The organism is Pseudomonas sp. FIP_A4 (genome assembly GCF_036701605.1).
Lineage (GTDB): Bacteria > Pseudomonadota > Gammaproteobacteria > Pseudomonadales > Pseudomonadaceae > Stutzerimonas > Stutzerimonas phenolilytica.
On the sequence record NZ_JAYDXP010000091.1, the window covers coordinates 19,420 to 37,204 of the forward strand.

General features: G+C 64.6%; 14 protein-coding genes and 2 pseudogenes. 4 read left to right on the plus strand and 12 right to left on the minus strand.

Annotated features, from left to right (window positions below; translation table 11 throughout):
• Positions 1-31: 31 nt before the first annotated feature.
• Together otsA and otsB are read right to left on the minus strand one after the other, a co-directional pair.
• Entirely contained in the window at positions 32-1,411 is a 1,380-nt protein-coding gene (gene otsA, locus U8L64_RS00790) for an alpha,alpha-trehalose-phosphate synthase (UDP-forming) (RefSeq protein WP_333392787.1), read from the minus strand.
• 40 nt (positions 1,412-1,451) lie between these two features.
• Positions 1,452-2,198, minus strand: a complete 747-nt coding sequence (gene otsB / locus U8L64_RS00795) for a trehalose-phosphatase (protein WP_156715268.1) — start codon at positions 2,196-2,198, stop codon at positions 1,452-1,454.
• A gap of 126 nt (positions 2,199-2,324) precedes the next feature.
• Between otsB and U8L64_RS00800 the strand changes: the two genes are divergently transcribed.
• A complete protein-coding gene (locus U8L64_RS00800) occupies positions 2,325-2,867 on the plus strand; it encodes a hypothetical protein (protein WP_237265053.1) in 543 nt (180 codons plus the stop codon).
• Positions 2,868-2,876: 9 nt separating this feature from the next.
• Here the strand turns inward: U8L64_RS00800 and rimI are convergent, their stop codons facing one another.
• The 5 genes from rimI to U8L64_RS00825 all read right to left on the minus strand — a co-directional run bounded on the left by rimI (position 2,877) and on the right by U8L64_RS00825 (position 8,337).
• Positions 2,877-3,329 (minus strand): ribosomal protein S18-alanine N-acetyltransferase, encoded by a 453-nt coding sequence (gene rimI, locus U8L64_RS00805; RefSeq protein ID WP_333392793.1) that lies wholly within the window; start codon positions 3,327-3,329, stop codon positions 2,877-2,879.
• Between the two features lie 6 nt (positions 3,330-3,335).
• Positions 3,336-4,115 (minus strand): energy transducer TonB, encoded by a 780-nt coding sequence (locus tag U8L64_RS00810; RefSeq protein ID WP_138300349.1) that lies wholly within the window; start codon positions 4,113-4,115, stop codon positions 3,336-3,338.
• Positions 4,112-5,656, minus strand: coding sequence for a 2-isopropylmalate synthase (locus U8L64_RS00815; RefSeq protein ID WP_077683723.1), 1,545 nt, complete (start codon positions 5,654-5,656; stop codon positions 4,112-4,114). The genes U8L64_RS00810 and U8L64_RS00815 overlap by 4 nt, the downstream gene beginning before the upstream one ends.
• 318 nt (positions 5,657-5,974) lie before the next feature.
• Positions 5,975-7,213 carry a saccharopine dehydrogenase family protein gene (locus U8L64_RS00820; protein ID WP_054095060.1) on the minus strand — a complete coding sequence of 413 codons (1,239 nt, stop codon included), beginning with the start codon at positions 7,211-7,213 and terminating at the stop codon, positions 5,975-5,977.
• A gap of 26 nt (positions 7,214-7,239) precedes the next feature.
• The gene (locus U8L64_RS00825; RefSeq protein WP_333392800.1) at positions 7,240-8,337 is read right to left on the minus strand and encodes a carboxynorspermidine decarboxylase; all 1,098 of its coding nucleotides are present in this window, start codon (positions 8,335-8,337) and stop codon (positions 7,240-7,242) included.
• Positions 8,338-8,613: 276 nt separating this feature from the next.
• Between U8L64_RS00825 and mksB the strand changes: the two genes are divergently transcribed.
• From mksB to mksF, 3 genes are all read left to right on the plus strand, one after another.
• Positions 8,614-9,855: an Mks condensin complex protein MksB gene (gene mksB / locus U8L64_RS00830; protein ID WP_333392812.1), complete on the plus strand. Its 1,242-nt coding sequence runs from the start codon at positions 8,614-8,616 to the stop codon at positions 9,853-9,855.
• A 66-nt stretch (positions 9,856-9,921) separates the two neighbouring features.
• Entirely contained in the window at positions 9,922-10,611 is a 690-nt protein-coding gene (mksE, locus tag U8L64_RS00835; protein WP_333392802.1) for an Mks condensin complex protein MksE, read from the plus strand.
• Entirely contained in the window at positions 10,608-13,442 is a 2,835-nt protein-coding gene (mksF, locus tag U8L64_RS00840; protein ID WP_333392804.1) for an Mks condensin complex protein MksF, read from the plus strand. Before mksE ends, mksF begins: the two co-directional genes overlap by 4 nt.
• 79 nt (positions 13,443-13,521) lie before the next feature.
• On the opposite strand, the gene U8L64_RS00845 is transcribed toward mksF, so the two are convergent.
• The 5 genes and pseudogenes from U8L64_RS00845 to U8L64_RS20240 all read right to left on the minus strand — a co-directional run.
• Positions 13,522-15,831 carry a PqiB family protein gene (locus U8L64_RS00845; RefSeq protein WP_333392806.1) on the minus strand — a complete coding sequence of 770 codons (2,310 nt, stop codon included), beginning with the start codon at positions 15,829-15,831 and terminating at the stop codon, positions 13,522-13,524.
• The gene (locus tag U8L64_RS00850; RefSeq protein ID WP_043297452.1) at positions 15,824-16,447 is read right to left on the minus strand and encodes a paraquat-inducible protein A; all 624 of its coding nucleotides are present in this window, start codon (positions 16,445-16,447) and stop codon (positions 15,824-15,826) included. Before U8L64_RS00850 ends, U8L64_RS00845 begins: the two co-directional genes overlap by 8 nt.
• Positions 16,434-17,090, minus strand: coding sequence for a paraquat-inducible protein A (locus U8L64_RS00855; protein ID WP_043297450.1), 657 nt, complete (start codon positions 17,088-17,090; stop codon positions 16,434-16,436). Before U8L64_RS00855 ends, U8L64_RS00850 begins: the two co-directional genes overlap by 14 nt.
• Positions 17,091-17,372: 282 nt before the next feature.
• Positions 17,373-17,465: pseudogene (locus U8L64_RS00860) on the minus strand (PrpF domain-containing protein); the annotation flags it as partial.
• A gap of 113 nt (positions 17,466-17,578) precedes the next feature.
• Positions 17,579-17,668 (minus strand): annotated as a pseudogene (locus tag U8L64_RS20240) (NADP-dependent isocitrate dehydrogenase); the annotation flags it as partial.
• Between the last annotated feature and the right edge of the window lie 117 nt (positions 17,669-17,785).

The following is a 17,785-nucleotide window of genomic DNA, read 5'->3' on the forward strand; positions in this document are numbered from 1 at the left end:
TCACAGCCCCTTGCGGCATACCTCCTGCGAGCTATTCGCGCGGCTGCGAGACGAACGAGCGGAGGTCGCGCAGGAAATTGTCGCGCCAGGCACTCAGATCGGCCGCACGGATCGCCCGCATCATGTGCTCGTAGCGATCACGGCGTTCGGCCAGCGGCATGCGCAGCGCCCGATCCAGCGCCTCGGCCATGCCGATGCAGTCGTACGGGTTGACGATCAGCGCCGAGGTCAGCTCGCGCGCCGCACCGGCGAAGCGCGACAGCACCAGCACGCCGGGGTCCTCGGGATTCTGCGCGGCGACGTATTCCTTGGCCACCAGATTCATGCCATCGCGCAGTGGCGTGACGAAGCCGATGCTTGCCGAGCGGAACAGCCCCATGAGAATGCGCCGCTCGTGGCTCTTGTTGAGGTAGTGCAACGGCGTCCAGTCCAGGTCGGACAGACGCCCGTTGATGTGCCCGGCCTCGCTTTCCAGCTGGCGGCGGATGCTCTGGTAGGTACGTACGTCCGAGCGCGAGGTCGGCGCGATCTGGAAGAACTCGACGTTGCGCCGGTGCTCGGGGAAACGGTCGAGGAACGCCTCGTAGGCCTTGAAGCGTTCCACCAGCCCCTTGGAATAGTCGAGGCGATCGACGCTGATGATGGTCTTGCGCGCGGTGTCACTGGTCCGCCGCATGGGATGGCGGCGGCCCTTGTAGGTTTCGCCGAGCTGCTGGATCTCGTCCGGCACGACGCCGATCGGGTAGACGCCGCTGCGAAAGTTCTGCCCGTAGGCGGTCAGGCTGCCATCAGCCTCGATCACGCCGCGCACTTCACGGGTCATGTAGTCCTGAAAGGCCAGCCGGTCGGTTTCGGTCTGAAAGCCGATCAGGTCGTAGTAGCAAAGCGTCTTGAGCAGCTCGTTGTGTGGCGGGATGACGGTGAGGATTTCCGGCGGCGGAAAAGGAATGTGCAGGAAGAAGCCGATGCGATTGCGGATGCCCAGGCGACGGCATTCCTCGGCGAAGGGGATCAGGTGGTAGTCGTGGATCCAGATGACGTCATCGGGCTTGAGCAGCGGTTTGAGCTTCTGCGCGAGCATCTGGTTGACCCGCCGATAGCCTTCGTACTCGTCGCGGTCGTAGCGCGCCAGGTCGATGCGGTAATGGAAGATCGGCCACAGGGTCGCGTTGGAAAAGCCTCGGTAGTACTGATCGTAGTCACGCTTGGTCAGCCCGAGCGTGACGTAGGTGATGTTGCCCACCTGTTCGCTGTTGATCGGCGGATCGGCGCTGATGTCGCCGTTCCAGCCGAACCAGATGCCGCCCGACTGGCGCAGGGCATCGTAGACCCCCACAGCCAGCCCGCCGGCGGCGGCCTTGCCGGCCTTGATCGGTGCTACGCGGTTGGAGACCACGACTAGTCGACTCATCGGATTCTCGCTCTCGATTGATTGTTATTGGATGCGTCCCTCATGGCAGCGCGGCGAGCAGTCGCTGCAGCCACTCGTCCACCGCGGTGACCGAAGCCAGGCGCTCGCGGGCCTGCGTCGGCCCTTCGCCGACCTTGATCGAAAGGCCGCCGAGCGCGTTGACCACGGCGAAACCGGCCTCGTCGGTCAGATCATCACCAAGGAACACCGGCACCTGCCCGTGAAATGGCGGCTCGGCCATGAACGCGCGGATCACCTCGCCCTTACTCGCGCCGCGCGGTTTCAGCTCGAACACGCACTTGCCCGGCTGCAGGCTGAGCAGCTCGCCGTAGCGGCGGGCGAAATCGTGGGCCAGCTCGGCGGCGGTCTGTTCGAGCTGCGGTGCGAGACGAAAATGCAGGGCGAAGGCGATGCCTTTGTTTTCCAGCAGCAGGCCGGGATGGTCGGCGCAGGCCTGCGCCAGCTCCGCTCCGATGCGTTGCAGCTGGGCGTGATCGAGCGCCAGGTCGCGCGGCGCACCATCGGCGGCGCGGCGCTCGGCACCGTGCACGCCCGCGGCTGGCAACCGCAAGGGCGCGAGCAGCCTGTCGAGCTGCTGCAGCGGCCGCCCGGATATCACCGCGACGGGAATCGCGGCGGCATGCAGCCGCTGCAGCGCAGCCAGGATCGTCGGAGGAACGAACACCCGTTCCGGGCGCGGCTGTATCTCGGCCAGTGTTCCGTCGACGTCGAAGAAGAATGCACAGCGTTGCGGCGCAGGCGCCGCCGAAGGTTGTTGATCGTCCATAGAGGGTATGGACTGCCGATCAGCGGTGCTGGTTCGCCTGTTTTTCACGGCTTTGACGTCTTGAATCTTCACCGCGCGGCCCGGTCACACCTTGCAAGACCCGCCATTCACCTACGGGAGACGACCATGAGCGAGCGCAAGCCGTACACGCCGACTGAAATCGACGACACCGAAGATCGCATGGGTTCGATCGAGCAGCTCGACTTCAGCGCACGCAAGGACGAACGCAAGGGCCGCATTGGCGATGAAGTTCCTGCCGACGAGCTGGCCGATGAATTTCCGCCGGAGCGCGTGGCCGAAGCCGGGCTTAGCGGCGCGGAAACGATCGACGGCAAGACCACGCTGGACGATCTCACGCCGGAAACCCTGCTGCCCGACGATGGCGCCCGATCTCCGAGCGAGCGCGGTCACGGCGGGCCGGCCGATGAAGATCTTACCGTGGTGAGCGATCAGCAGATCGGCGGCGCCACGGGCCTGGACGAGGCCGAACTGGCGCGGCGCCATCCGCTGGATGGCAAACCCTGGGACGGGCCGGCCGACGGTGACGAGGACAGCGGCGTCAGCGACGGCGACGCGCTGCTGGACGAAGACGACAGCGTGCTTTCGGACGAAGAGCTGGAGGGCGACGCGCCGCTGGATTCGGGACGGGACAAGCGCCCCGGGCAGTGATCGCGCGGCTCAGTCGAGCAAGGTGCAGGCCATCACCAGGGCATCCTCACGCCCTTCCGCCGACGGGTAATAGGCCCGGCGCCGGCCTACTTCGTTGAAACCGTAGCGCTCGTAGAGCCGATAGGCCGAGGCATTGCTGGCGCGCACCTCAAGAAAGCACTCGCGTCCGCCGCGCTCGCGGGCGCGTTGCATCAGGTGCTCGAGCAACCGCAGACCGAGGCCGCGGCCCTGGCTCGGCGGCTTGACGGTGATGTTGAGCAGGTGCGCCTCGTCGAGAATCACATTGATCACGCCGTGCCCGACCTGTTGCTCGCCCTCGAACATCACCCAGCATTCGTAGGCACTCAGGGCGTCGGTGAAGATGCCGCGCGTCCACGGGTGGCTGAACGCGGCGTACTCGATCTTCAACACGGCATCGATATCCGCCGCGGTCATCGGGCGGAAGCTGACTGCATCACTCATGGGTACTCACGAACTCCTGTGCCAACGCGGCAGGCTGCGGCGCATGGCTTGCCACAGCTCGGCCTTGGCCGCCGGCTGCTCCATCAAGGTTTCCAGACCGGGAATCGTCAGCGCGCGCCCGAGCCCGTCGATGGCCAGTTCGCGGCAGCAGGCGTCGGCTCCGACTTCGCCGGCGAAGCGCAGCGCCGGCAGGCCGACCAGCCAGATGCAGTCGCAGCCCATGGTTTCCAATTCTGCAGCCAGCACGCCCTGCACGTAATCGCGTGCGGCCTCGGCGCCCTGGTCGAGGCTGCCGCCGTGTAGCAGCGGCCAGCGGATCGGCTCGCCATCACCGACTTGCTGCGGACTGTCCGGCAGGTGCGCGGCGCGCAGCAGGTCCTTAAGCAGGATGTAGCCCGGATCGCGACTCTGGAACGACTCGCCGGTCGGCAGCTCCACCAGCAGCAGCACGCTGCCGGCGCGCAGCAGTTGCAGGGCGAAACGCGGTGGCGGCTCGACCGCCTTCGGCCGCTCCTCGGGCGCCTGCGGGGCCACGACTGCTTCGGGCTGCTTCGGCTCGGGCATGACGACACGCAGCTGCGGTTTTTCCGGGCGGGCCGGTGCCGGTTCGACGACCCGCTCGCTCGCCACCGGCACGATCGCGTCCGACTGCAGCGGCGCGGCCTCAACCGGCGGCTGCAGCAGCTCCAGCCGCGACGGCGCAGCGAAGGGCAACTCGGTACGCGGCAGCCAGACGGCCACCTGCATGGCGTCGAGGTAGGCCCGACGCCGGGTTTCGCTGATCAAACCCCTTCCACCTGCGGATGCGCCTTGGCGCCGACCTGCATCAGGTTCAGCGCGTTCAGGTAAGCCTTGGCCGACGCGACGACGATGTCGGTGTCGGCTCCGTTGCCGTTGACGATGCGCCCGCCCTTCTCCAGCCGCACGGTCACCTCGCCCTGGGAATCGGTGCCCTGGGTGATGGCGTTGACCGAGTAAAGCTGCAGCGTGGCACCGGAATTGGCGATGCTCTCGATGGCCTTGAAGGTGGCGTCCACCGGGCCGGAACCCTGGGCCTCGGCGTTGTGTTCGGTGCCATCCACACTCACCACTAGCTTGGCTTCAGGCACAGTGCCGGTCTTGCTGGTCACCTCCAGGCTGGCCAGCTTGAAGTGCTCGGGAGCCTCGTCGGCCAGGGTGTCGGAGACCAGCGCCTGCAGGTCTTCGTCGAAGATCTCGTGCTTCTTGTCGGCCAGCTCCTTGAAACGACCGAAGGCGGCGTTCAGCTCGTCGCCTTCCAGGGCGATGCCCAGCTCCTCCAGGCGCGAACGGAACGCGGCGCGGCCGGAGTGCTTGCCCATGACCATCTTGTTGGCGTTCCAGCCGACCGACTGGGCGGACATGATCTCGTAGGTCTCGCGGTGCTTGAGCACGCCGTCCTGGTGGATGCCCGACTCGTGGGCGAAGGCGTTGGCGCCGACGATGGCCTTGTTCGGCTGCACCGGAAAGCCGGTGATGCCCGAGACCAGGCGCGAGGCGGCGAGGATGTGTTCGGTCTCGATGCGCGTGTGCACGTTAAGCAGGTCCTGGCGGGTCTTGATCGCCATGACGATCTCTTCCAGCGCGGCGTTGCCGGCACGCTCGCCGAGGCCGTTGATGGTGCATTCCACCTGCCGCGCACCAGCCACCACCGCCGCCAGCGAGTTGGCCACCGCCAGGCCGAGGTCGTTGTGGCAATGCACGGAGAACACGGCCTTGTCGGCATTGGGGATGCGTTCGAGCAGCTGGCGGATGGTGTCGGCGTACTGGTGCGGAATCGCATAGCCGACGGTGTCCGGAATGTTGATGGTGCGCGCGCCGGCGTCGATCGCGGCCTCGATGATGCGGCAGAGGAAATCGATCTCCGAACGCCCGGCATCCTCGCAGGAAAACTCCACGTCGGCGCACAGGCTGCGCGCCTTCTTCACGGCGCGTACCGCCTGCTCGACCACCTGGTCCGGCTGCATGCGCAGCTTGTACTGCATGTGGATCGGGCTGGTGGCGATAAAGGTGTGGATGCGCCCGGAGTTGGCGCCGGCCAGCGCTTCGGCGGCGCGTTCGATATCGGCATCGACGGCGCGCGCCAGGCTGCACACGGTGCTGTCCTTGATGTTGTCGGCGACCAGCTTCACCGCGGCGAAGTCACCGGGGCTGGCGATGGCGAAGCCCGCCTCGATCACGTCTACCTTCAGCCGCTCCAGCGCGCGGGCGATGCGCAGCTTTTCCTCACCGGTCATGGACGCGCCGGGGCTCTGCTCGCCGTCGCGCAGGGTGGTGTCGAAGATGATGACGCGATCGTTGCTGCTCATAGGGGGTTCCTCACGGCTGCCGGGCGCCTCTCATGGGGCGCCTGAGTGGACGGATTGTCGCGTGAAATGGACGGGGCGGGAAGGCGCAGCTGTGTTTGGCTTGGGTTGTCGTCGCGTAGGGTGGAAAACCGCGAAGCGTTTTCCACCAGCGTTCCCCCTCGGTGGAAAAGCCTTCGGCGTTTTCCACCCTACGAACGCCCACGTTGGCCGTAGGGTGGATGTCGCTTTTTACATCCACCGCCGCGCAGCGGACAAAGTAAAAGGCCCCCCTAACAGAGCAGCGGGGCCTTTCGTTCTCACGTGCAGCTCGTCGCTGGGTTACTGATCCCAGGGGCGGTCGCCGCGCTCATCCTTGATCCGGGTCGGCAGGCCCATGACATCGAGCAGCTTGAGGAACGGCTGTGCCGGCAGTTCTTCGACGTTGACCATGCGCTTGGCATCCCACTCGCCACGGGCGATCAGCAGCGCGGCGGCGACCGGCGGCACGCCGGCGGTGTAGGAAATGCCCTGGCTGTCGGTCTCGGCGTAGGCCTCTTCATGGTCGGCCACGTTGTAGATGAACAGCTCGCGCGGCTGGCCATCCTTGGTGCCCTTGACCAGGTCGCCGATGCAGGTCTTGCCGGTGTAGCCCGGCGCCAGCGAGGCGGGATCAGGCAATACGGCCTTGACCACCTTGAGCGGGACCACTTCCAGGCCTTCGGCGGTGCGCACCGGCTGCTCGGAGAGCAGGCCGAGGTTCTTCAGCACGGTGAAGACGTTGATGTAATGCTCGCCGAAGCTCATCCAGAAACGGATGTTCGGCACGTCGAGGTGCTTGGAAAGCGAGTGCACCTCGTCATGACCGGTCAGGTAGAGGCTCTGTTCACCCACGACCGGCAGGTCGTCGGTGCGTTTGACCTCGAACATGCGGTTGGTCGTCCACTGGCTGTTCTGCCAGCTGTATACCTGACCGGTGAATTCGCGGAAATTGATTTCCGGGTCGAAATTGGTGGCGAAATACTTGCCGTGGGAACCGGCGTTGACGTCGAGGATGTCGATCGACTCGATCTTGTCGAAGTATTCCTGCTGCGCGAGGGCGGCATAGGCGTTGACCACGCCCGGGTCGAAGCCGGCACCGAGGATGGCGGTGATGCCCTTTTCCTGGCATTCGGCCAGGTGCTTCCACTCGTAGTTGCCGTACCACGGCGGCGTTTCGCAGATCTTGCCCGGCTCTTCATGGATCGCGGTATCGAGATACGCGGCGCCGGTGTCGATGCAGGCGCGCAGCACGGACATGTTGAGGAAGGCAGAGCCGACATTGATGACGATCTGCGATTCGGTTTCACGAATCAGTGCCTTGGTCGCTTCCACGTCCATGGCGTCCAGCGCATAGGCCTTGATTTCGCCGGGCTGCTTGAGCCGGCCCTTGGCTTGCACACTGTCGATGATGGCCTGGCATTTGGAGATGTTGCGCGACGCGATAGCAATACGACCGAGTTCGTCGTTGTGCTGCGCGCACTTATGGGCCACCACCTTGGCGACACCTCCTGCACCAATGATAAGAACGTTTTTCTTCAATTGTTTCACCCCCTTGTACTGCGGCCTCAGGAAAGGCTGGACAGGTAATCGTTAAAGTCGAACTCACGAACCACCTCGACGCTGCCGTCGAGCTGCTTTACCACGATGGACGGCATTTTCAGGCCGTTGAACCAGTTTTTCTTGACCATGGTGTAGCCTGCCGCGTCGATGAACGACAGCCGATCGCCGATGGCCAGCGGACGATCGAATTGGTACTCGCCGAAGATGTCGCCGGCCAGGCAGCTCTTTCCGCACACCATGTAGCTGTGCTCGCCGTCGTTGGGCGCCATCTTGGCGTTGAGGCGGTAGATCAGCAGGTCGAGCATGTGCGCCTCGATCGAGCTGTCGACCACCGCAAGGTTCTTGCCGTTGAACAGGGTGTCGAGCACCGTCACTTCCAGCGAGGCGCTCATGGTGATCGCCGCCTCGCCCGGCTCCAGGTAGACCTGCACGCCGAACTTTTCCGAGAACGCCTTCAGCCGCGCACAGAAGGCATCGAGCGGATAGCCTTCGCCGGTGAAGTGGATGCCACCGCCGAGGCTGACCCACTGGACCTGTTCCAGCAGATGGCCGAAGCGCTCCTCGATGGTGCTCAGCATCTCGTCGAACAGTTCGAAGCTGGAGTTCTCACAGTTGTTGTGGAACATGAAGCCACTGATCTTGCCGATCACCGCCTCGATCTTCGCCGGATCGTGTTCACCCAGTCGGCTGAACGGGCGCGCCGGGTCGGCCAGCAGATAGTCGGAGCTGCTCACCTGCGGATTGACACGCAGGCCGCGGATGGTGCCCTCGGTCGCGTCGGCGAAGCGCTCGAGCTGGCCGATGGAGTTGAAGATGATCTTGTCGCAGTTGGCGACCATCTCTTCGATCTCGTCGTCGGCCCAGGCCACGCTGTAGGCGTGGGTTTCGCCGGCGAACTTCTGCCGACCGAGCTTGAGCTCGTAGAGCGACGACGAGGTGGTGCCGTCCATGTATTGCTGCATCAGGTCGAACACCGACCAGGTAGCGAAGCACTTGAGCGCCAGCAGCGCCTTGGCGCCGGACTGCTCACGCACGTAGGCGATCTTTTCCAGGTTGCCCAAGAGCTTCTGTTTGTCGATGAGGTAATACGGCGTCTTGATCATTTATCGCTGCCCATGAGGTCGCCCGCAGGAAGCGGCCGGCTCCCCGTTTGGCAAAAGGGCCAATTCTGCCGACAACCGGTGCAGTTCGAAAGAGCATTGAGACATTTCGTCACCATCCACGCGTCGGCTGGCCTTGTCGTGCAGGCTATCGCGGCGCGGATGACGATCAGGTGACTCGTCCGGTACCGGAGGGCGGTCGGTCAGCAGTAGGTAAATCACGGGGCGCCGATGCAGTACAATCTGCGCCTTTTTTCACTGGCCGGAACCAGCGCCTCGATGATCGAACCCAAGCGCGTACTGCGTGCCCTCGCCGAACACTGGACCTTGCTCGAACCGCTGTGCGAGCGCTTCGACGCCGGCACCCTGAGCCTGGTCGAGCTGCGTCACCAGCTCGCCGCGCAATTGCCGGCAGGCACGCCCACCGATATCACCGCCCTGCTCGACCAGTGGATCCGCCTGGACATCCTGGTGCCGGTGGCCAAGAGCCCCAACCGCTTCGAGCTGAACGCGCAGATCCACGACTTCCTCGCCTACCTGCGCCGCGAGCACCGCCTCGGCCTGTGCCTGGAGATCGAGGCCTACCTGCGCCATCTCGAGCGCCTGGCCGGGCATATCCTCGATGCCTTCGAGATTCGCGATGGCAACGACCTGGCCCGCCAGCTGCGCCTGCTCGACATGCGCGTACGCGATGTACTGAAGAAGCTCGACAATGACGAGCAGGCCCTTGTCGCCGTGGCCGACCGGGCCAAGACCAGCGACCGTCAGATTCCGCTGCGCCAGCGCTATGCCGAGGTGCTGGCGACCTGGGACGAGTACGTCGAGCCGATGATCCAGCTGGTGTCCGCCGACGGCGCCTTCGAGCAGGGCGTTCATCGCGTCGAGCAGGTGCTGATGAAGCTGCTCGGCGAACAGCAGCGCCTCGGCCAGCTGGTGGACGACGACCTCCTGCTGCGCACTCATGCGCGCATCTTGGAAATGCAGACCACCGCCCAGCTGACCCTGCGCAAGGCCCGCGAGCTGCTGCTGCCGCTGCGCGAGGAAGCGCGTCGGCACAACGCCGTGACCCGCGGCGCGGCACTGGCGCTGTCGGCGATCCGCAAGAAGGGCCTGGACGCCGTACCACAGGCCTCGCTGCCGCTGTTCACCCGTCCGCAGAGCACCTTTCTCGGCACCGCCAGCCAGGTCGAGGCCTACGTCTACGCCCTGGCCCGCTTCGAGCCGAAGCCGGCGCAGTTCCCGCGGGCCAGCGGCAAGCGCAAGGGCGAGCCGCCGCGCGCACCGCGTACCGTCCGAGAAATGGTCGAGCGCTGCCAGCAGGCACTGCCGCTGCCGGACCTGATGGCCTGGCTGCTGGAGCAGGAACCCGAGGGCGCCACCGACGAGCTGCTCTACTGGTTCTCGCGCCTGTCCCGCGACGCCCGCTTCCAGCGCGATCGCCTGCAACGCCGCGAGTACCTGACCCGCGAACACCGCGTCAGCCTCAGCTCCTTTGCGCTGGTGGCCAATGCCAATGGCTGACTCCTACGTAGGGTGGACAACGCGCAGCTTGTCCACCATCACCCCGACGATATCCGAGCGACCTGAATGAACATCGACCTCAAGGAAATGACCCAGCTGGCGCCGATCTTCCGCGAGCTGTTCAAGGGCTATCACCTGTCGCGCAGCGAGCCGGAGCCCTACGCGCAGCTGTCGAACATGCAGGACCAGTACCGCGCACTGTTCAAGGCGCTCGGCTTCGAGCTGGTTTGCGATCCGCGCGGCTTCTACTACTTCGTCCCGGAGCAGATGGGCGCGCAGGTGAACAAGACCGCCCAGCGCCTGGCGCTGTTCACCTTCATCCTCGTCGAGCACCTGGCCGACCAGGGGCGCGACCCGCTGGCCGTGCTCGACGGTGGCAGCCTCGGTCGCGATGAACTGCCGGCGCTGCTGGACAAGTACCGCGACCTGTTCCTGCAGGCCGAAGTCACCACCCAGGAAGAACTGGAAGAAAAGGTCATCCGCCGCCTGACGCAGCTGGGCTTCGCCGAGGACAGCAACGGCGTCTACCGCTTCCTGCCGCCGATGCACCGTTTCCTCGACGTCTGCCTGTCGGTGCAGCAGGACCGCGATCTCGCCGCCAGCCTGCACAGCAGCGACCTGCCGCTGCCCGCCCCGGAGCTGATCGCCGAGGACGAGGGCGAGGACGACATCATCCTCATCGAGGAAGCGGCCGAAGAATCGGAAGAAGAAGCCTTGGCCGGTGCCATCGCCGAAGAAAAGGAGCTTGAAGCATGAGCCAGGAACGCTACGGCATCCGCCGCTTCGCACTGCTGAACACCGCCGGCTACAGCCTCGGCATCTTTCCGCTGGAAAACCCGCTGTCGGTCTACGGCGCCAACAACCTCGGCAAGTCCGCGTCGATCAACGCGCTGCAGTTCCCGATCCTGGCGCGCATGTCGGACATGAGCTTCGGCAAGTACAGCCTCGAGCAGTCGCGCAAGTTCTACTTCGCCTCGGACACCAGCTACATCCTCGTCGAAGTCATGCTGCCCCACGGCCCGCATGTGATCGGCGTGGCCGGCCGCGGGCCGGGCGGCGGCTTCGGTCATCAGTTCTTCGTCTACCAGGGCTCGCTGGACCTCGACCATTACCAGCAGAACGGCACCTGCCTGCGCCAGCGCGAGCTGTTCGCCAACCTCGAACGCGCCGGCATCAAGGCCTACGAGGCCAAGCCGGACGAGCTGCGCCGGCTGCTGGTCGGCGGGCATACCTCGATCCCGCTGGACATGACGCTGATCCCGCTGCGCTCAACCAGCGAGCAGAGCCTGAAGACCTTCCGCGCACTGTTCATCAACCTGCTGCATATGCGCGAGATCACCGCAGCGAAACTCAAGCAGCTGTTCCTCGATGCCTTCGAGCACAGCCTGCGCTCGGGCAGCGTCGACTATATCGCCGCCACCGAAGAAGCCTTCCGCGACGTGCGCCGCATGGAGCAGGACTACCAGGCACTGGTCGCCGCCGGCCCGCTGGTCGAGGCGCTGGCGGCCGGCGTAGCCCAGCGTGAGCTGCTGCGCGGCAAGCTGCATCGCCTGTCACCGCTGCTCGACAACCTGCTCGGCACCTGGCACGACTACGCCGATGCGCGCAAGGAAGAGCTGGTGATCCAGGCCGAGCACTATCGCCGCGAGCAGGACGGCCTGCAGAACGAACAGCGCGGTTCGACTGGCGAACTGATGCGCCTGGAACGCGAGATCAGCGAAATCCAGCGCTGGCTGGGCGAGCTGGCGGTGCTGAAGAACCGCTTCGCCCTGGTCGAGGACGCCCATGTGCTGGAGCAGCAGCTGCTCGCCGCCAAGGACGCCCACGACGAGCTGGCCGGTGCGCTGGCGCAGTCCCGTCAGTTCTCCAGCGAGGACCTGGACGAGCGCCTGCGTGATCTGGAAAAACGCCTGAAGTCGGTACGGCAACAGCTCGACCATGCCGACAACAACAGCTACTCGCGTTTGCGCGAGGAGTTCTCCCAGGCCGATGTGGATCGCCTGATGCGCCTGTTCAATGGCCAGCTGTTCAGCCTGCCGCTGGGTGAAAAAGGCATCAGCGCCGAGGGCGACGACTGGGTCAAGGCCGTGGAAGCGGTGCTGGATCGTTTCAAGGGCGACACCTTCTCGGTGCCGGGCCTGTCCATCGATCTCTCGCATATCGAGCCACCGGCGCTGCAGGCCCTGGCCGACCGTGCCGCCCTGCGCGACCAGAAGGATCGCCTGGAGCGCGAACTCAAGCAGCTCAAGACCCAGCATGCGGTGGCTGTCGACCGCGCCGCGAGCAAGGCCCAGGCCGAGGCGCTGTATCAGGCCGTGCTGGATGCGCAGAAAGCACTGGAAGACTTCCGCCGCAGCCAGACCCTGGCCGCCGAGGAGCCGGCGAAGCTGGAACAGCTGGCCCAGGCCGAGGCCGCCCAGGAAGAACTCAAGCGCACCAGTGACGCCTTCGCCGAGCGCGTACAGCACCTGTCCGCCAAGCTGCAGCTGGTCGGCCGTCAGCTGGCGGATCTGGAAGCCAAGGAGCGGACGCTGGAAGACGCTCTGCGACGTCGCCAGCTGCTACCAGCGGATCTGCCGTTTGGTACGCCTTACATGGACCCGGTGGACGACTCGCTGGACAACCTGCTGCCGCTGCTCAACGACTACCAGGACAGCTGGCAGGCGCTGCAGCGCGTCGACGGTCAGATCGAGGCGCTGTATGCCCAGGTGCGCCTGAAGGGCGTGGCCAAGTTCGACAGCGAGGAAGATCCCGAGCGTCGCCTGCAGCTCTTGGTCAACGCCTACGCCCACCGTCAGGACGAGGCGCTGACCCTGGCCAAGGCCCGCCGTGCCGCCGTCACCGACATCGCCCGGACGCTGCGCAATATCCGCAGCGACTACGAGAGCCTGGAACACCAGCTGGCGTTGTTCAACCGCGAGATCAACAAGCGCCAGGTCTCCAACCTGGAGAGCTTCCGCATCGTGCTGGCGCCGAACAAGGATGCGCTCAAGCACATCGACCAGATCATCCACAGCGCCGGACAGTACGAGGAAGGCGAGACGCTGTCGGTGTTCGATCTTTCCCAGTCCACCGAACAGGACGCCCGAAACGAAGAAGCCAAGGAGTATCTGGCACGGCTGGTGGCGGCGAACAACAACCAGCTGGGCCTCAAGGACCTGTTCGAGCTGGCGTTCGAGATCACCAAGGTCGGCGGCCAGCCGGTGATCCACACCGACATCGACGGCGCGGCGTCCAACGGCACCACCATGACCATCAAGGCGCTGACCAACATGTACCTGTTGCTGCACCTGATGGATCGCGAGCAGGCCGGGCGCATCCGCCTGCCCTACTACCTCGACGAGGCGGCAGACATCGACGAGCGCAACCAGCAGGCGCTGATCGAAACCAGCCTGCAGCTGGGCTTCGTGCCGATCCTCGCATCGGTGAAGCCTCAGGTCTCGGCCCATGTCGCGATCGACCTTGAGGGCGGCAGCGGGCCGGCCGGCATCTACATTGACGAGGCGGACTGGAAATACATCAGCCGCCGCGAACCGGTCGCCAGCCAGACCACTGCTTCAGCCCAACGGACCGAAGAGCCGGCCTGATCTCCCGCAACGAAAAAAGGGCCCCGAAAGGGGCCCTTTTCATGTGTGCGCAGGGGCTTGAGCCCGCCAGCAACGCCCGTCATCTATCGCCGGCGGCTCGCCCCAACTCGATCTTCGGTGCCCAGCCGAACCAATCGTCCTGCGGCTCCTTGAACAGCACGAAGGTCTGTCCCGGCAGCGCCCGGCGTCCCATCTGCTCGCCCTCTGGCGTGGCGAAGGCGACGCCGCCCTCGAGCAGAGACTCCAGCGAATCGGTGCGCAGGCTGGCACCTTTGAACAGACTGAAATCCACACCGAAGCCACTGGTCTCCCAGAAGCGGGTGCCGGTGTGCACCAGGGGCGCGTAGCGCGGCTCGATGACGACGCGGATCAGTACGCGATCGGCGTTCTGCCCCAGCTCATAGCCGGTGACCTCGCCGACTTTCACCTCGCGGTAGGTCACCGCGTTACCCGGCTTGATGGAACCCAGCCGGGCAGCGCTGAGCACCAGGCTCAACCCTTCACCGGCCTTCTGTGGCTCCCGCTCCTGGCCGGTGAAACGCGTTTGCACGCCCGCATCCGCCTTGCCCGGCGCCACCTCCAGGTAGGGGCCGCTGACCAGCGTATCCAGATTCGCTGTACGCATGATGCCGAGCTCCGGCCGAACCACCCAGAACTGGGTGCTGGCGCGGGTGATGCGCGACTCCGCTGCGGTGATGCGCGCACGCAGCACGACACTCTGCAGGTCGTCGCTGAGGGTCACGCTATCCACCTGGCCCACGGCCAGCCCCTTGTAGCGAATGGGCGTGCCGGCACTCAATCCATCGCCACGCGCCAGGCGAATTTCGATCGGCGTCCCGCGCTGGATTGCACTGTCCCTGTCCTTGTGCAGTACGAAGCGCGGCACCTTCCTCGTCCCGGCAGCCTGCGGATCGGGCGTTTCGAAGGCAATACCGCCGGCAAGCAGGCTCTGCAGCGACTCGCTACGCACCTCGATACCGGACAAACCGCCGCTCAGCGAGATGCCACTGGCATTCCAGAACCGGCTCGAGCTGTTCACCAGCTCGGCGTACGGCTGCTCGATGTGCACTCCAATGACGACCTTCTGCTGGTCGCGGGAAAATTGATAGCTCTGTACGGAGCCCACCCGAACCTGGCGGTACAGCACGGGACTGCCGACATCCAACGAGCCAAGAGTGTCGCTGGTGAGTACCAAGTGCCGTCCCGGCGCGCGGACGTCCAGCGGTGGCGCTTTGGCGCGAGCGACGAACTCCCGTTTGGGGGAGGCGCTCTTTTCGCCAGGCCGGACGGCAATGAAGTTGCCTTTCACCAGCGCCTCGAGGCCGGTGATTCCGCCCAGCGAGATGGATGGTTTGACCACCCAGAAATCGGTGCCATCGACCAGGTAATCCTCGAACAGCGGATCGACCGACAACTCAGCCTGGGCGCCCTTGAGATCAGCGTCGATATCCAGCTTCTTCAGCAGACCGACCTGCATCCCGTTGTACATGACCGGGGTGCGGCCGGCCTGCAGCCCGTCGAAATCCAGCAGCGAGACCACGGCCTTGATGCCCGCCTGGGCGGCATCGAAGTCTTCGTAGAGACGGAACGGAATGCTCGGATCGGTCGCCGGGCTGTCCTTGCGGTGCGCGGGCGTGGCGAACGCGATGCCCCCGGCGACGATACTGGCCAGGGACTCGGTACGGAACTTCACGCCGGTCAGCCCTGCGTCGACAGTGACGCCGCTGGCGTTCCAGAAACGGGTGTGCTTGCGCACCAGGTGCGCATACTCCGGCTGGATATAGAGCTGCACCTCCACGGTGCTGTCATCTTCGGCGAGCACATAGTTCTTCACCTGACCGACCTGGATCTGCCGGTAGAACACCGGGCTGCCACGATTCAGCGAGCCGAGGCGCTCGGCCTTGAGCGTCAGGTGCAGGCCGATGCGACTGTCGGACATCGGCGGCTCTTCCGCCAGGGCTACGAAGCGTCGGGCCGGTTCGCCGTCCGCGGGGCTCACGCCAATGTAATTCCCGGAAACCAGCGTTTCCAGGCCGGTAATCCCTGCGAGCGTAACGCTAGGCTTGACCAGCCAGAAGCGGGTGCCGCTGCGCAGATAGCCATCGACGTCCTGATTCATCTCGATGTCGGCGACAACGACCTGCCGCCGTGCCTCGTCCTCGAGGCGCAGGTCGCGTACTACACCGATGGTCATGCCTTTATAGAGGACCGAGGTCTTGCCAATCTCGATTCCTTCTGCGCTGTCGAACACTACTTCGATATGCACGCCGCGTTCGCTGTAGGCCTGCCAGGCGAGCCAGGCACCGATTGCCAGCGCGATCAGCGGTAATATCCAGATCGCCGACCAGTTGGAGGCTGGGCGGGTTCTCGCTTGTGGCAGATCAGTCATGCTTGTTTCCGGATTCGGTGTTATCCCAGATCAGACGGGGGTCGAAGGTAATGGCGGCAAGCATCGTCAGGACCACGACACTGGCGAACGCCACCGCCCCTGTACCGGCTTCCACACTGGCGAGGCTGCCAAAGTTGACAATCGCAACAAGGATCGCGATGACGAAGATATCCAGCATCGACCAGCGCCCGATCCACTCGATGAAACGGAACACCAGCAGGCGCTGACGCGGCGACATGGGATGATGCCGTTGCACAGAGATCAGCAACATGGCGATCCCGATCAACTTGAAGGTCGGCACCAGAATACTTGCAACGAATACTACCGCGGCGATTGGGTACATGCCGTGCCGCGCCAGCGTCACCACGCCTGACATGATGGTGTCCGGCGTGCCGTTGCCGAGCATGCGGACCGTCATGATCGGTAGCAGGTTGGCCGGTAAATAGAGCAATGCCGCGCTAAGCAACAGTGCCCAGGTACGGACGATGCTGTTCGGACGCCGCATGTGCACGCACGCTCCACAGCGTGTGCAGTGTTGCCGCGCGTGCGCCGGCTGATGACGATTGAGCTGATGGCACTCGTGACAGACCATCAACCCGGCATCAGCGGCGCGCATCGACAGGCTCCGCCAACGCTTCCCAGACCTGCTGCGGCGACATCACCAGTTCCAGCCATACCTGAACGACCAACAGCCCAGCAAAGCACGCCAGGCCGATCCCGAGGCTGAGCTCAGCCATGTCTCTAAGCTTGATGATAGAAACCAGGATGCCCAGCAGGTAAACCTCAAGCATCCCCCACTCGCGCAAATGATGATATATCCGGTAAAGCAGCATCCCTAACGGCTTTGCGCGGCGAGTGGCGATACAGAGCAAGACGACGAGCTGGCACAGCAACTTCAGCAACGGAACAACCATGCTGCACAAAAGAACGACAAAAGCGATTCCCTGCATATCACTACGGTAGAGGCTGAGCACGCCCGTCCACACCGTATCATCAGTAACTCTCCCCAGCAGGTTTAACCGCATGATTGGCAGGAAATTCGCCGGGAAATAAAGCAGCAAAGCGGCCAGCACTAACGCCAGCCCCGGCCCGACGAAGCGATGACGCAGACGGAGCAGCTCATAGCCACAACGCACGCACTCCGCAACCTGTCCGTGCGCAAGCGTGGGCCGGGCCATCAATAAATCGCATTCAGGACAAGCCACCAACTGCTCAAGCGGAAGCTGGGCGAGATCTGATGCCGCATCTGGTTCGGACATGCACGCTATCCAGATAAAGAAGTCATTCTAATCGAATGCTATCGGCCGGCTAGCCAAGCTGGATCACCGCCCCGCGTCCCGTGGTGGGTTGCTTAGCATTCCAAGCATCTTTAGGACTGCTCGCAAAACGTCCCATCCGTACGGACTTGCAGGGCCGCCCACGACTGCGCCAACTCGGTAGCTGTTCGCCTCCAACGTTCACTTGGTCAATCTAGTGCTGCATCGCAGGGAATTTCTTCCGCACAAAGACAAACCCCCGACCCGCGCAAGCGGATCGGGGGTTTGGCCGCCACCGGCGGCGAGGTTCACCAGCGTGCCTGGCACGGCCGCGGCAGTGCCGATGGCGACCGCGCAGGTGCCCATCATGGCGTGGTGCTCGACGCGCTGCGTGAAACCCAGACGCTGCTTGCCCGCTACGCCGACGATCTGCAGCGCAACCGCGCCCTGCGCCAGTCGCGCGATGCGGCCAAGGCAGCCGCCGAGTACAGTCCGTATTTGTCGAACACGTCTTTGTAGTAGACGCTGACGGCGTGGCCGAAGACGATCGGGTGGGAAATCTTCATCATCGTGGCCTTGACTCACCGCCCAGGTCGCCGCCGAGGAAGCCCTGCGCGAACTCAACGAAAGCCTGGAACGCCGGGTCGCCGAGCGCACCCGCGAGCTGGCGGCGATCAACAGCCGCCTGCACATCGAGA

Bases quoted from the DNA above. Each gene is read 5' to 3' on its own strand.
- otsA (WP_333392787.1), bottom strand. From the start codon at position 1,411: ATGAGTCGACTAGTCGTGGTCTCCAACCGCGTAGCACCGATCAAGGCC.
- otsB (WP_156715268.1), bottom strand. From the start codon at position 2,198: ATGGACGATCAACAACCTTCGGCGGCGCCTGCGCCGCAACGCTGTGCA.
- U8L64_RS00800 (WP_237265053.1), top strand. From the start codon at position 2,325: ATGAGCGAGCGCAAGCCGTACACGCCGACTGAAATCGACGACACCGAA.
- rimI (WP_333392793.1), bottom strand. From the start codon at position 3,329: ATGAGTGATGCAGTCAGCTTCCGCCCGATGACCGCGGCGGATATCGAT.
- U8L64_RS00815 (WP_077683723.1), bottom strand. From the start codon at position 5,656: ATGAGCAGCAACGATCGCGTCATCATCTTCGACACCACCCTGCGCGAC.
- U8L64_RS00825 (WP_333392800.1), bottom strand. From the start codon at position 8,337: ATGATCAAGACGCCGTATTACCTCATCGACAAACAGAAGCTCTTGGGC.
- mksB (WP_333392812.1), top strand. From the start codon at position 8,614: ATGATCGAACCCAAGCGCGTACTGCGTGCCCTCGCCGAACACTGGACC.
- mksE (WP_333392802.1), top strand. From the start codon at position 9,922: ATGAACATCGACCTCAAGGAAATGACCCAGCTGGCGCCGATCTTCCGC.
- mksF (WP_333392804.1), top strand. From the start codon at position 10,608: ATGAGCCAGGAACGCTACGGCATCCGCCGCTTCGCACTGCTGAACACC.
- U8L64_RS00845 (WP_333392806.1), bottom strand. From the start codon at position 15,831: ATGACTGATCTGCCACAAGCGAGAACCCGCCCAGCCTCCAACTGGTCG.
- U8L64_RS00850 (WP_043297452.1), bottom strand. From the start codon at position 16,447: ATGCGCGCCGCTGATGCCGGGTTGATGGTCTGTCACGAGTGCCATCAG.
- U8L64_RS00855 (WP_043297450.1), bottom strand. From the start codon at position 17,090: ATGTCCGAACCAGATGCGGCATCAGATCTCGCCCAGCTTCCGCTTGAG.